Source organism: Fervidobacterium riparium (assembly GCF_025370035.1).
Lineage (GTDB): Bacteria > Thermotogota > Thermotogae > Thermotogales > Fervidobacteriaceae > Fervidobacterium > Fervidobacterium gondwanense.
Genome location: NZ_CP009277.1, coordinates 121,732 through 135,886, shown reverse-complemented (window position 1 = coordinate 135,886; position 14,155 = coordinate 121,732). Strand labels below are relative to the sequence as shown.

At 41.4% G+C, this 14,155-nt stretch carries 14 protein-coding genes; 10 read left to right on the top strand and 4 right to left on the bottom strand.

Going from position 1 to position 14,155, the window contains the following annotated elements; all coding sequences use genetic code 11:
- Positions 1-3: 3 nt before the first annotated feature.
- From IB67_RS00630 to IB67_RS00620, 3 genes are read right to left on the bottom strand one after another with little or no spacing between them, the layout of a single operon-like run.
- A complete protein-coding gene (locus tag IB67_RS00630) occupies positions 4-663 on the bottom strand; it encodes a potassium channel family protein (protein ID WP_072757668.1) in 660 nt (219 codons plus the stop codon).
- Positions 660-1,136 (bottom strand): potassium channel family protein, encoded by a 477-nt coding sequence (locus IB67_RS00625; RefSeq protein ID WP_245789430.1) that lies wholly within the window; start codon positions 1,134-1,136, stop codon positions 660-662. Before IB67_RS00625 ends, IB67_RS00630 begins: the two co-directional genes overlap by 4 nt.
- Positions 1,114-1,746 carry a response regulator gene (locus IB67_RS00620; RefSeq protein ID WP_072757664.1) on the bottom strand — a complete coding sequence of 211 codons (633 nt, stop codon included), beginning with the start codon at positions 1,744-1,746 and terminating at the stop codon, positions 1,114-1,116. The genes IB67_RS00625 and IB67_RS00620 overlap by 23 nt, the downstream gene beginning before the upstream one ends.
- 98 nt (positions 1,747-1,844) lie before the next feature.
- Here IB67_RS00620 and IB67_RS00615 point away from each other — a divergent pair, with 98 nt between their 5' ends.
- Positions 1,845-4,367, top strand: a complete 2,523-nt coding sequence (locus IB67_RS00615; RefSeq protein ID WP_072757662.1) for an alpha-amylase family glycosyl hydrolase — start codon at positions 1,845-1,847, stop codon at positions 4,365-4,367.
- Positions 4,368-4,426: 59 nt separating this feature from the next.
- Here IB67_RS00615 and IB67_RS00610 read toward each other — a convergent pair whose 3' ends face one another.
- On the bottom strand, positions 4,427-5,716 hold the full coding sequence (locus IB67_RS00610) for a PhoPQ-activated protein PqaA family protein (RefSeq protein WP_498875323.1): 1,290 nt from the start codon (positions 5,714-5,716) through the stop codon (positions 4,427-4,429).
- A 173-nt stretch (positions 5,717-5,889) separates the two neighbouring features.
- On the opposite strand from IB67_RS00610, the gene IB67_RS00605 reads away from it, so the two are divergent.
- The 9 genes from IB67_RS00605 to IB67_RS00565 all read left to right on the top strand — a co-directional run bounded on the left by IB67_RS00605 (position 5,890) and on the right by IB67_RS00565 (position 14,126).
- Entirely contained in the window at positions 5,890-7,047 is a 1,158-nt protein-coding gene (locus IB67_RS00605) for an iron-containing alcohol dehydrogenase (RefSeq protein WP_072757658.1), read from the top strand.
- A gap of 31 nt (positions 7,048-7,078) precedes the next feature.
- Positions 7,079-8,950 carry a transketolase gene (locus tag IB67_RS00600; protein WP_072757656.1) on the top strand — a complete coding sequence of 624 codons (1,872 nt, stop codon included), beginning with the start codon at positions 7,079-7,081 and terminating at the stop codon, positions 8,948-8,950.
- 118 nt (positions 8,951-9,068) lie between these two features.
- Positions 9,069-9,944, top strand: coding sequence for a YicC family protein (locus IB67_RS00595; RefSeq protein WP_072757643.1), 876 nt, complete (start codon positions 9,069-9,071; stop codon positions 9,942-9,944).
- A gap of 75 nt (positions 9,945-10,019) precedes the next feature.
- The gene (locus IB67_RS00590) at positions 10,020-10,301 is read left to right on the top strand and encodes a DUF370 domain-containing protein (protein WP_072757641.1); all 282 of its coding nucleotides are present in this window, start codon (positions 10,020-10,022) and stop codon (positions 10,299-10,301) included.
- A gap of 6 nt (positions 10,302-10,307) precedes the next feature.
- Complete coding sequence (gene gmk, locus IB67_RS00585; RefSeq protein WP_072757639.1) at positions 10,308-10,976, top strand: guanylate kinase; 669 nt, start codon at positions 10,308-10,310, stop codon at positions 10,974-10,976.
- On the top strand, positions 10,977-11,207 hold the full coding sequence (locus tag IB67_RS00580) for a DNA-directed RNA polymerase subunit omega (RefSeq protein WP_072757637.1): 231 nt from the start codon (positions 10,977-10,979) through the stop codon (positions 11,205-11,207).
- A 106-nt stretch (positions 11,208-11,313) separates the two neighbouring features.
- On the top strand, positions 11,314-12,627 hold the full coding sequence (gene purF, locus IB67_RS00575) for an amidophosphoribosyltransferase (RefSeq protein ID WP_072757636.1): 1,314 nt from the start codon (positions 11,314-11,316) through the stop codon (positions 12,625-12,627).
- Positions 12,591-13,196, top strand: a complete 606-nt coding sequence (purN, locus tag IB67_RS00570; RefSeq protein WP_072757634.1) for a phosphoribosylglycinamide formyltransferase — start codon at positions 12,591-12,593, stop codon at positions 13,194-13,196. Before purF ends, purN begins: the two co-directional genes overlap by 37 nt.
- 3 nt (positions 13,197-13,199) lie before the next feature.
- Positions 13,200-14,126, top strand: a complete 927-nt coding sequence (locus IB67_RS00565; protein ID WP_498875322.1) for a phosphoribosylaminoimidazolecarboxamide formyltransferase — start codon at positions 13,200-13,202, stop codon at positions 14,124-14,126.
- Positions 14,127-14,155 lie beyond the last annotated feature (29 nt).

The following is a 14,155-nucleotide window of genomic DNA, read 5'->3' as shown; positions in this document are numbered from 1 at the left end:
TATTTACATTCTGAAGAACGCTTCAGCTTCCGAACGCCTTTCTGAAGCACAGACAATAATTAATTCATCCCCTGGTTCTATAACAGTATCGCCGCGAGAAATTATGAATCTGTTTTTCCTTATAACCCCAACCACAAGCATATCTTGAGGTACGTTCAGTTCTTTCAACTCTTTATGAGCTATTTTTGAATCGTATTCAATAGGAATCATTAGCACTTCCGCGCCTTTATTCGTGAGCTCTTCTTCTAAATCCTTCATCACCTTATTTCCGAAGAGGAGAGGTTCTATGTTGTTCATTATCAAGTCTGTAACCTTGAGAGTCCTTATCCCGTATCTTTGGAAAATATCCTCATTTTCTGTGTTATTAAGCAACGTTACTACGTTCTTGACCTTGTAGTATTCTTGGACAAGTCTCGCTATGAAGAAGTTTTTTCTGTCCCGTTCTGTTAGGAGCACTATGATGTCGTTAGGTTCTATTTGTAACTGATCCAAAACATATTTTGAAGTTCCGTCGCCGTTTATAATTGTTGCGTTCAATGTTCTTGAATATTCATCGCATAGTTCTTTGCTTTTGTTTACAAAATAAACGTCATAACCGCTCCCTATGAGTCGCTTGGCAAGGAAGTAAGGTACTCGTTCTCCACCAATTATTATTACTTTCACTTCGCCTCACCATCCATGTCCTCAAAAACTTCTTGGACTTCAAAACCTTCGAGTATTCGCCTCTCTGACGTGTAAACTGCAAGGTGAATTGGTGAAATAACCTCTATGCCACTTTTTTCAAACAATTCAACATTTTCTTTATTGTTAACGAGCGACAAAACTTTTGGTATTCCAAATATCTTTGCTCCAACGGTTGATATGAAGTAGTTTGTTGTGTCATCCTCCGTTGTACTTATTATTATATCTGCCCTTTCAGCTTTTGCCCTACTCAACGTTTCACGTTCAGTTGCATCACCGATTATAACGAATCCGCCATAGTCTTCAGGCAATAAAGAAAGTGCATCTGGATTTTTGTCTATTATGGTAACGTTGAAACCTATTTTTGAAAGCCTTGTCGCGAGCTCAAGTCCAATTTTGCCGCACCCAACGACTATAACATAGAATTTGAGATTAGTCCGTGTCAATTTCTTCACCCTTTCTGTAACCTCTTTGATTAACATCTAAGGCTCTTGCCGCATTTCTGTGCCTTTCAGCAAGTTCGTGGTTGCCGCGTTTTTCTATTATCTCTGCCATTAGATAGTGAGGAATCGGAGAGGAAGGCATGAGAGAGAACATGACCCTGACCAACTGCTCGCCCTTATCGAGATCACCAGGAAAATTCGAATGTATCAACCCTTCTGCTTCTCTCAAGTACTTCTCGAAACTCTCCTTCTGGTACTCAAGCAGAGATTTCAACTTCTTTCTGAGTTCGTCTTGAGTGAATGGCTTAGCAAGATAGTCAACTGGCGTGTACTTGCACACTTCTGCTATATCTTCCGGCGTTGCAAATGCGGATATTATCAGCACAGGTGTAAAGATTCCGCGTAACCTTAACCTCTTGATGAACTCTTTTCCGTCGAGTTCATCTTCTCCGTTGAACTTAATATCTGTTGTAATTACATCGAATTTATGTTTATCGCATATTTTTAAAGCCTCTTCAACGCTCTCAGCTTCCATTGGTTGGCATTCGTACATAGTGGAAATCATTCGAACTAAAAGGTTTCTGACATGCTTTTCATCATCAACCACCAATACATCTATCATATATCTTCGCCTCCTTCTTTGGAAATTATACCACAATTTTCTTAACATGCATATTTTAATGGTAGAATTAAGTATCTTATTGTTTGGAGGTGGTAAAGGTGGCTAAAGGGTTTGGTTACAGAAAGTTACTTGTCCTTCTGAGCACTTTGCTGTTGCTTCTGAGCTCTGTGGTTGCACTTTCTGACGTACTTACTCAGTATAAAGGCGGTTGGGCGGACAAAGTGCTCTATATGATCATGATCGATAGGTTCAATGATGGTGATCCGTCAAACAACAACCAAGCCAATGTTGAGTACGATCCAAGGGATGGGGCAAAATACAGCGGTGGAGATTTGAAAGGTATAACCGATAAAATAACATACATAAGAGGTATGGGCATAGACGGTATATGGATAACTCCACCTGTTGCCAACCAGTGGTGGGATCCGTGGGTCAATTACGGTGGTTACCACGGCTACTGGGCGAGGGATTTTAAAAAGGTGGACGAACATTTTGGAACACTTGCAGATTACAAAGCACTTGCTGATGCGCTGCATAACAACGGTATGAAGTTGATACAAGACATTGTGGTCAACCATGTTGGAAATTACTTTAGATTCAGAAATGGAAAGTTTGAGCTCAATACTGGTAGCATACCAACATCAGCTCCTACTCAGTATCCGTTTAACTTGAACAACTACAATGACCCGGCGCAAAAAGAAAAGGCTATATACCACTGGACACCGGATATCACAAATTACTCTGATCCGAACCAAAAGCTCAATTATCAGATGAGCGGACTGGATGATCTGAATACTGAAAATCCGGAAGTTGTTGAGGCTTTGATAGACGCTTACTCTTACTGGATCAAAGAAGTTGGTGTCGACGGGTTCAGGGTAGATACAGCGATGTACGTTCCAAAGGAGTTCTTCGACAAGTTCTTCAAAGGTGAAAAAGGAATTTTCTCGCTTAGAAAAGATTTCATAGCATTTGGCGAGACGTGGCTTTCCGGGAAGCCTCTGGAATATACATCGGATATGGAGATAGCATCGTATTTTGATCACGGCTTCAATTCCATGCTCGATTTCACGCTCATGGAAGAGATAAGGAGGGTTATAAAAGGCGGTCAGCCAACAGAATTTTTGGCGTACCGTATGAAAGTGAGAAATGAAATACTTAAGAAAGGTTTACTTGTTACGTTCATCGATAACCACGACATGGAGAGATTTGGTAAAGGAGTTACACCGAATATCACAATGCAGGCACTTGGCTTCTTACTCACTCTACCGGGTATGCCAGTTATATATTACGGAACAGAACAATATTTCGAAGAAACAAGGGCAAGCATGTTCAAAGGCGGTTGGGGCTCTTTTGGGGAAGACCATTTCAATACCAACAGCGATATGTACAGATTTATAAGAGAAGCTATAGAATTTAGAAAAGCCCATCCGGCAACACGCTATGGCGAGGTCAACATACTGCTCTCTGAGGTAAGAGGTGCGGGACTGCTTGTATACACGCTGAAATCCTCCGAAGAAGAACTCTTTATAATCATGAACACCGCAAACGATGCGAGGATATCGAACTTCAAGACTTCATACGAGCCAGGAACTACACTCGAACCCATATACAACGCAACCGGTGGAATAAGCTCGCCTATAGTTGTCAAGGAGAACGGTTACATAACAGTAAGGATACCTGCACGTACATTTACGGTTTTCGCAATTTCGAAGGACAAGTCTGAAGTTTATAAACCAACTACGAAAGTAAGTGTGAGCATTAAACCAAACGAAAAAGTAACGGCTCTGAAAGAAATTCTTGGAGAAACAGACGCGAGAACAGTCTATGTCTACTTTGACAGAAAAGCTGAAAGTGAGCAGAAAATAGAACCGAAGAATGGAAAATTCTCGTTTGTTATTGACCCATTCAAGTTAGATCCCGGCGAACACGTACTCCTTGTCAGGGCGGTCGGAAAGAACGTAAGGGACACGGTATACACTGAGGAGATTAAGTTCATTGTCGAGCTTGAAAAGAAGTTGCTTGCAGAGGCAAAAGACCCGGCGGATGATGATATAGGACCAAGCGGTACATACATCTATCCAACAGACGCTACGTTCAAGCGTCAAATGGATATACTTGAAGCAAAGGTAGAAAGCATAGGAAGTACCTTAGTAATATCCGTGAAGCCACGCGATTTAACAAAGAGCTGGGGACCACCGAACGGATTTGACCATGTTACATACCAGATATTCATAGATGATCCAAGCAGAAAAGGCACAGGAGTTCTTCCACTGCAGAACTATGCATTCGACAACTGGGATTGGGATTGGGAGGTATTCGCAACTGGTTGGTCGAGTGCGATATACACAGCTCAAGGTTCTACGAAAGACAAGTTCGGTACACAGCTTGGTTCACCTGAAGTTTTTGTTGAAGATGGTTGGGTGAAGATAATCGTCAAAGGCGACTGGGTTGGAAATCCTTCATCTTTCAGTGGCTGGACTGTATACGTAACGAGTTGGGATTACGATGGAATAGAGAGTAAATTCAGACCATTGCAACAAGAACCTAAGGCATACATAATGGGTGGGGGCAATCCGACGGATCCGCTTATAATGGACGATGTATGGCTCGAATTAGAATAATAGTTGGTTAATTAACAAAACCCACCTCGGTTAAAGAGGTGGGTTTTTAATTATCTTTATTATTTTCTGAGAACTCTTGGTGTAGTTGTTAGGCTTAAAGTATAACCTTCCTTAATAAGTCTGACTTCGATGAACATTGCAACGTTTCCTTCGGCATCCGGAGCGTTGAACTTCACAACAGACTTTTCTCCATCATTTTGAATTTCAAGATCAACACTTTGCCAGTAAGATTTTCTGAAATCCAAGTTATTCGACGTTGCGTACCATCCTTTCGCATATTCTATCTCTTCTTCGGTCTCCAAAACGATCGAACTTTCTTCATTTTTCCAATGCAGAACTGGATACTTTCCCGAAACTGATATTGCGAAGAATGCTCTTATTGTATTGAATATTTCGACCGTATTTGAAATATTGTGACCTTCATTTGGCAGTACCAATACGTACTTGGGTGCCGCCAGATTTTCGAAGTAAACCTCAGAGGAATCGACGACCCAATATGGGTCGTTAGAACCAAGAATTATCAGCTTTGGCACTTTTATATCATAATAATACGGGTCTATCGATTTAACTACTTCAAAAATCTTCTCGTCATTCTTAACCATTAACTCGGTCAAGCCAAGTTTTGTGTAGTCTTTGATCTGATCGCTGAACGTTCCGTAGTATTCCAGCTGTCTTTTCATCTGCTCTTGGAGATTGAGATTGTCGTATACAATAGGGGCTATAGCAAATACCCTTTTGTCTATCGCACCGGTCAAGTATGTTGTCCATCCTCTCTTAGATGCGCCTGTTATAAGGAATTTTTCGACGTTCAAACCTTGGTCTTTGAATATTTGCTGCAGACAATCCATTGTAGCCACGACGCTCTTAACCATCGGAAAGAGCAGTGGCCAGTCTTCTTCCCGTGTTTCCAAGTATTTTGCAAGGGTATACGCAATTAGTGCATCTTCTCTCAAACCAAAGAGAGGTTGGGTAGGTATATCCCACAGTATCGCAAAAGGTGCGCCTATACTTTCAGCAACCAGTGTGTACTCGTTTGCTCTTGAGAGCGGGTCACGAGGAGCTGAGCCTGTGACGAATATTATCCCATGTTCCTTGTGTGGTAAACGTCTCGGTATATACACTGCAACTTTGTGGTTCCATGTTATACCACGCCATGTTTGGCTTTGGATGTTTAGCAGTATCCATTTTCCACCAACAGGTGAGTTTGATAGTGAAAGTATTTCATACGACGGCGTTCCTGAATTATCGAGATATTTTTCAAGCAAACTACCTAAACTGACCGAGTGGAGAGATATGAGTACTGAGAGCACAAGTATGATGTGTTGAAAAGATTTTATACGTATAGTCATGTCTGCTCACCTCCTAAATTAATTATACACCCTAAGCGACCTACCTAAGCTAATCTGGGCTAATCATTGAAAACTTCAACAAATAGATAAAAGTGGTATAATTTAGGTGCAAGGTTCTGAATGAAAATTTCATTGTTGTGAATGTTCAAAATTGTCGAAAGGAGGGAATTTGTATGGAAAATTTCGTTTTCCACAACCCTACGAAACTGGTTTTCGGAAATGGAACGGTTGAGAAAATCGGAGAGTTTTTAAAAAAAGACGGAATCAAGAGAGTGTTAATGCTCTACGGTGGAGGTTCTATAAAAAAGAACGGAGTTTATGAAAAGGTTGTAAGATCACTCGTCGAAAACGGTATAGAAAAGGTTGAAGTCTCCGGTGTAAGACCGAACCCAGTGCTTTCAAAAGTACATGAGGCGATAAGGATAGCCAAGTACAATCAAGTTGAAGCGATATTGGCAGTCGGTGGCGGAAGCGTCGTTGACAGTGCAAAAGCGGTAGCGGCAGGTTACTACTACGACGGTGACATATGGGATGCATTTATCGGAAGGTACAACGTTAAGAAGGCTCTGCCACTGTATGTTGTGCTAACGATGTCTGCGACGGGTACTGAGATGAACGGCAACGGCGTGGTGACGAACGAAGTTACCCAGGAGAAATTCTACTTCGGCTCAAAGCATGTTTACCCTGTTGTTTCGATTGTTGACCCAACAACGCAGTATTCCTTGCCAGCAAATCAAGTTGTTTACGGTGCAATCGATGCTATAAGTCACGTTATGGAATATTACTTCGATGTTGCTGGAAGTGATTTGCTTGATAGAATAGACGAAGGTATAATTAAGACACTTATCGAGGCAACGGAAATAATTTTGAAAGAACCAGAAAATTACGAAGCTCGGGCAAATTTCTGTCTTGCTACCACACTAGCGCTCAACGGACTTACAGGTATGGGAACGACTGGTGGAGATTGGTCTTCTCACGAACTTGAACACGCTATAAGCGCACTTAATCCAGACGTAGCTCATGGAGCGGGACTTGCCATAGTCTTTCCAGCGTGGATGACTTATGTAAAAGACAAGATTTCCCATAAGTTGGTTAAATTTGATAAGAATATATTTGGTTTGGATAGAGAGGTTAAGCCAGAAGAAGTTATCGATAAACTCAAATGCTGGTACAAGAAGATCGGTGCACCCACTACTTTAAAAGAAGTTGGATTTGCTAAAGAAGACATTGAAAAATTAACAGAAATTGCTAACAAACATGCACCGTTTGGCACGGTTAAGGAATTGACAAAGGAAGATATAAGAAAAATATATGAGATTGCGTATGAATAATATATATTAGAACTTAAAGGAGGTTAGCCAAGTGAAGAAAACACTGGAAGAACTTAAAGCATTAGGCACACAGTGTCGCGGAGATATTTTGAAGATGACATACGTGGCAAACTCTGGACATCCAGGTGGCTCGATGTCATCAATAGACATTTTGCTCAGCTTGTATTCGTTTGCAAACGTATTTCCTGAAGATCCATGGAACGAAGACAGAGATAGGATAGTGGTGAGCCATGGTCATATTTCCCCGGGAGTGTACTCGACTTTAGCTGCATATGGTTTTGTAAATAGAGAAGAAGTTATCTCAGGTTTCAGGCATCCTGCCTCAATCTTCGAAGGACATATAACACGTGGGATACCAGGCGTCGAATGGACAACGGGCAACCTCGGTCAAGGTTTATCGGCAGGTGTTGGATTTGCCTTGGCTGCAAAGTACAAGAAAAAGGATTACCATGTGTACGTGGTTATGAGCGACGGCGAGAGCGCAAAGGGACAAGTACAAGAAGCAAGAAGAACTGCGAAAAAGTACCATCTCGACAATCTGACTGTCATCGTCGATTACAACGATATCCAAATTAGCGGTCATGCAAGGGACATAATGTACGTTGACATTAAAGCAGAATTCGAAGCAGCAGGCTGGAAGACAATAGAAATTAACGGTCATAACTATGAGCAGATACTTTCTGCATTGAGAATAGCTCGAAACGATGGCTACCCGACAGCAATCATTGCACATACAATTATCGGTAAAGGCGTAAGCTTTATGGAAGATAAACCTGATTACCACGGTAAGGCTTTGTCAAAGGATGAGCTTGATAAAGCACTCAATGAATTGGGAATTGAAAACGACGTTGAAAAGTACATAGCGATGAGAAAAACGTTAGAGGTTAAACCACACGAAAAAGTTAAGCTGTATTACAAAGTTGATGTCAATTTAGGTGCTCCAAGGGTGTATGATAAATCAACGGATAACAGAAGCGCACTTGGAAGGGCTATTGCTGATCTTGCCATTGCTAATGATAACGTAGTTGCTGTTGATTGTGATTTGAAGGGTTCAGTAAAGCTTGATTTCTTAGATAAAGAGAGACCGGATAGAATTGTTGAGATTGGCGTGCAGGAGCACAACGCAGCAGCACTTGCGGGAGCTATGTCCGCAGATGGAATAGTTACGTTCTTTGCGGATTTTGGCGTATTTGGTGTTGACGAGACATTCAACCAGCACAGATTAAATGCTATAAACAATACGAACTTGAAAGTTGTTGTGACACACTGTGGTATAGACGTTGGTGAAGATGGAAAGACACACCACGCGCTCAATTACATAGGCGCACCGCTTGCGTGGTACGGGTTCAAAGTGATAGTCCCGGCTGACCCGAACCAGACCGATAGAGTAGTGAGATACATAGCAAAAGAATACGGCAATTTCGTTGTTGCAGTTGGAAGGAGTAAACTTGAACCTATCAGAAAAGAAGATGGTTCGCTGTTCTTCGATGAAAACTATGTTTTTGAGTACGGGAAAATGGACATACTCAGAGACGGAACAGACGGAGTTATATACGCAACAGGCTCTGTTATTCCAAACGTGTTAAAAGCTCACGAAATCCTTAAGTCAAAAGGTATAAACTTTGCGGTTATCAATGTCAGCTGTCCATATGATTTAGACGAAGAAGTGCTTAGAAAGTACTCCAATTTCGTCGTAACGGTTGAAGATCACAACGTACTTAACGGGCTTGGGAGCTTGATAGCTCAGGAATACTTTGAAATGAGAATGATGCCAAGTAAGTTCATAAAACTTGGACTTAGTGAATTCCCCGTTTCTGGCGATTCGAAATTCCTTTTCGAAATATACGGACTTAGCGGCGAAAAGATAGCAGAGAAGATAATGGAAAAGTTATGTTGCAAATAAGAAAAACAATGTGCGGAAGGCAAACTTCCGCACATATTTTTAATTTTTCGTGAAATACTTTGAATTTTTCGGGAATTAGTGTATAATATAAACAGATGAATTTGGGAGTGATTTATTAATGCCAAGAAGCATGACGGGGTACGCGAAAATACAGAAGGTTTTAGATTACTACAAAATTACATGTGAAGTTAAGACGCTCAATTCAAAAGGACTTACGATAGATGTTTCGATGAACTATTTCATGAGCTCGAAAGAAATCGACGCGATTTCAAAGATAAAAGAGTACATAAGCCGAGGAAAAGTAAGTGCAAGGATATGGGTGAAATTCATAAAGCCTATCCAAGTGTCGGTAGATTACTCGCTCATAAAGACTTATTATGACACACTCTCCGACATCCGAGAGAATCTAAACATTCCGGTACCTGTTGAACTAAGTCATTTGCTCAACTTCAGAGACGCATTTCAATTCGAATTTACAAACGAAGAAATCGACATGGCTTGGGAACGAGCAAAAGAAGTTTTGGAAGAAGCGCTCAGAGAGGTAGTTAAAGAGCGAAGAATCGAGGGAGAAAAACTTACGAGAGATTTGAACAGCATGGTTGATAAGATGGTTGAAGTGGTTGACAAAATCCGTGAACATGCTGATGAGATACCGAAAGCCATCGCTCAGAGGATAAGAACGAACGCTAAAGAATTGTTGCCTGATGAGGTTGAGTTGAATAGGGAACTTTTCGAGAGCGCTGTTGCTTTGATAGCAGACAGAGCGGATATAAGGGAAGAGCTTGTCAGGTTGGATAGCCATTTACAGCGCACGAAAGAGCTTCTTATTAAGGATGAGCCGATAGGAGATATGCTCAACTTTATATCTCAGGAGATTCTGAGAGAATTCAACACTATACTTTCGAAGAGCAGATTTACTAACGTAACTAATCTTGCTTTAGAAGGGAAGTACTTGGTTTCGCAGTTTAAAGAGCAGATAATGAATGTTGAATAGTCATCTATCTGTAGCAAGAATTTTCAAGCCTAAACACACTTTAGTATTTTTCAACAAATTCAGGAGGTGTAGAGTATGTTCGGATTGATCAATATCGGTTTTGGAAACGTTATCGCAGGTGACAGGGTTATTGCGATTGTGAATCCTGAGAGCGCACCGCTCAAAAGGCTTAAGGAAGATGCAAAAGGTGAAGGCAAACTAATAGATGCGACATATGGAAGAAAGACAAGATCAATACTCATAACGGACTCAAACCATATCATCCTGAGTGCTATCCAACCTGAAACAATCGCTCAAAGGTTCATCGAATCGATGGCTGAGATTGAGAAGCAACTTGAAAAGATAAGAAAGGGATAACAACACATGCACAGTTCCGAGACTCCAGCTCCTTGGAATACGGAGAAAATCTCTGAAAATGCCAAGGGAATACTATTTGTAATAAGCGGTCCCAGTGGTGTTGGAAAGACGAGCATTATAAGGTCTGTGCTTGAAAGAGTTGACAGAGTTGTTTTTTCTGTCTCTTGCACTACGAGGAAACAGAGGCCGGGCGAAATACATGGTGTAGATTACTACTTCATTACGCACGAAGAATTTGAGAAGATGATAGAAGAACAGAAATTTATCGAATGGGCAAAGGTGCATGATAACTATTACGGAACGCCAGCTGAGATGGTATATGAGAATATAAACAAAGGCATTGACGTGATACTTGATATAGATGTGCAAGGTGCGTTAACGGTTAAAAAGAATTTTTCTGGTGCTAAATTTGTGTTTGTTGCACCTCCGAGTTACAGCGTACTGCGAGAAAGGCTCAAAAAAAGGGGAACGGAGACTGAGGACAAGATACAACGGAGATTAGATACTGCACGAAAGGAGCTTTTGCACATTCCCGAATTTGAGTATTTAATAATAAACGAAGATCTCGAAGAGTCTATCAGAAACCTTTCATCGATAATTTTTGCCGAGAGGTTGAAATATGAAAGGTTAAGAGATACAATTAAAGTGAACAAGTTATTTGAGGAGGTGCGATAAGTGAGTAAACTCGTTGTACAATACGACAAGCTCTTGGAAAAGATACCATACAAGTACGCAATACCAATCGTTGTTGCGAAAAGGGCTGAGGCAATAAACGATTACGCTAAACCATTTGTCTCGACACCTGATAGCTATTCAGTAAGCATAGCTTTTAAAGAATTACAGGAAGGGTACATCAGGATAAAGAACGAAGATATCCTGAAAATACTTCTGCCGGACATCAAATAAGGGATTAGTGTGTGCAGAGGAACCGAAAGGTTCCTCTGCCTCTTTTTAATTCAAATAGATAATGATATTAAAATACAAAAGTGATGTAAATCGTGGGGGGAGAATTATGTGTGGAATAGCTGGTGTTTGGAACGTTGATAACGCCTACAATGTGATTCATGACTTGCTCCTTTCGCTCCAGCACCGAGGTCAGCAAGCAGCAGGCGTTGTTGTGAATGGATTTAAAACTGTCAAGGGTGAAGGACTCGTAGAAAGCGTACTTACCGATGAAAGGTTCTTGGAAGGTAATCGAGGCATAGGTCATGTAAGGTATTCGACTTACGGTTCACTCGACGAAATCCAGCCTATAACAGCTTACACTCTCAAAGGCAGAATCTCAGTTGCGCACAACGGGAACATCGTAGATGCGAACGAAAAAAGGAAATTCATAATGGAGAGTGGAGGCATATTCTCCACTACTCTCGATACGGAAATCATAATCCACTACTTCTCTATTGCACCTTACACAAATCCAAGAGAATCGCTCCAGTGGGCCATGTCGAGAATCAAAGCCGCATATTCGCTGGTTATCCTCCATGACTCCTTCCTTGCCGCTGCCCGTGACCAGTTTGGAATCAGACCTCTTTTTTATTCAAAATATGAAAATGGTTACATTGTGGCGTCTGAAGATTCGGCGCTGAGATCTATCGGTTGCAAATGTGAGGAAATCCAAGAGGTAGAACCTGGCACGATTATATTTTTCACCGATAGTAACAAGCCGGAAATTGTCAAGTTTTCAAGAAGACAGGATAGGTTCTGTTCTTTTGAATTTGTCTACTTTGCAAGGCCGGATAGTAACTTCTACGGTGTAAACACGCACGAAGTCAGAAAGATGCTTGGACGAAAATTGTATGAAGAAAATAGAGTGCAGGCCGATTTTATCGTCCCCGTTCTCGATAGCGGTTTCTCAGGTTCTCTCGGTTACAGTCAAGTATCAGGTATACCTATTGAATATGGGCTAATAAGAAACCACTACATAGGAAGAAGCTTTATAATGCCGAAGAATCGCCAAGAGATAGTCAGGAGGAAACTCTCCCCACTTCCATCTGTCTTGGAAGGTAAAGAGATAATCCTCATAGATGATTCCATCGTTCGAGGAACGACTATGAAAATAATCGTAGATATGGTTAGAGAAGCTGGTGCGAAGAAAGTTTACGTTGGAATACATTCACCTGCCGTCATTGGTTCGTGCAATTACGGTATAGATACGTCACGCAGGAGTGAATTGATAGCAACGAGAAACGATGCTGAAAAACTCAGAGAGTACGTAGGAGCTGATAAGTTGTTCTACCTTTCCGTTGACGGCTACAAGGAAGTCTTTGAAGGATGTGGGGTGAATGGAATATGCATGGGTTGTTTCAATCTCGACTACCCCGTATAGTGGTCTTAGCTTCTGGAAATGGGAGCAATTTTCAAACAATCGCTGAAAAGTCTATAAGCGGTGAGCTCGGTGCACAGATAGAATGTTTGATTGTAGATAGGGAGTGCTTCGCTCTTGAAAGAGCGTTGAAGCTGGGAATTGAATCGCATATTTTGAAAAAACCTTGGTATGAGGATTTTGAAAGAGTAACCGATGAAATCGCTCCTGACTTAATAGTCCTTGCTGGTTTCATGCGCATAATACCAGAGAACATGGTGAAAAAGTACTTTCCAAGGATTGTGAATATACATCCATCGTTGCTTCCAGCTTTTCCGGGAAAGGACGGTATAAACCAAGCTTTCGAGTATGGTGTCAAAATCACAGGAATTACAATTCATTTTGTGGATAGTGGAGTTGACACAGGACCTATAATTTTCCAAAAGGCCATAGAAGTTGATGAAAAATGGACTTTGAATGAATTGGAAGAAAGAATACACAAACTGGAACATGAACATTACTGGAGAATAATAAGGAAGATCCTATACGAGCCTTACAAAATAGAGGGCAGAAAAGTACTGTGGGGGGTGTAAGTTATGGATATGGGTTTTTTTAATGAGATAGGAGAGAAAGTTGAGCTTCCAAGGCAGGACTTGACTTTACGCTACGGCGAGAATTCGCACGAGGCAGCGTTTGTCTACGGGAAACCGCAGTTTGAGCTCTTGCACGAAGGTAAGCAGCTCTCATATAACAACATCTTGGATGCTGAGAGTGCTTGGGTTCTTGCAAAGAATTTGAACGTAGTAGGCGGAGGCTGTGCGGTGATCAAACACCAAACTCCGTGCGGTGTCGCGTATTTGAGAAACGATACCGATGAAGAGAAGATAAATGTCATAAGAAAAGCTATAGAAGCAGATAGCGAATCGAGTTATGGTGGAATACTCGCTACAAGCTTTTCTCTCACCTTGGACATGGCAAAGTCTATAAACACGTATCTGGAGGTTATAGTTGCACCGGAGTTTGATAATGAAGCCGTCGAATACCTATCAAAAAAGAAAGTCCGACTTATAAAACCTCTTGAGTACACACCCTTTGCTGGCAAGGTAGCGTTCGGCAGCCTGGTACTCTCTGAAAGGAAATTCGAAGGAGAGCCGGAACGACTTTTCAGTGAAGAATTCAACATTAACGAAGTGAAGTTCGCACTTGTAGTTGTTGAGGCAGTCAAATCAAATGCAATTGTATTGGTGAAAGATGGGGTAACTGTGGGCATAGGTGGGGGACAACCATCGAGAAAGAGGTCCGCTTGGATTGCAACGACATTAGCAGGAGAAAAAGCGCATGGTGCGATAGCTGCCTCCGATGCGTTCTTTCCATTCACCGATGGTTTGGAAATACTTATGAGTGCTGGCGTGAAATGCGTTGCAGCACCACTTGGGTCTATTAGAGACGAAGAGGTCTTGAACTTTGCGAAAGAACATGGAATTGCGTTTTATAAATCGCCAATAAGACTTTTCAGACACTGAGAACCTCTGTGAAAAATGGAAGGTGAATG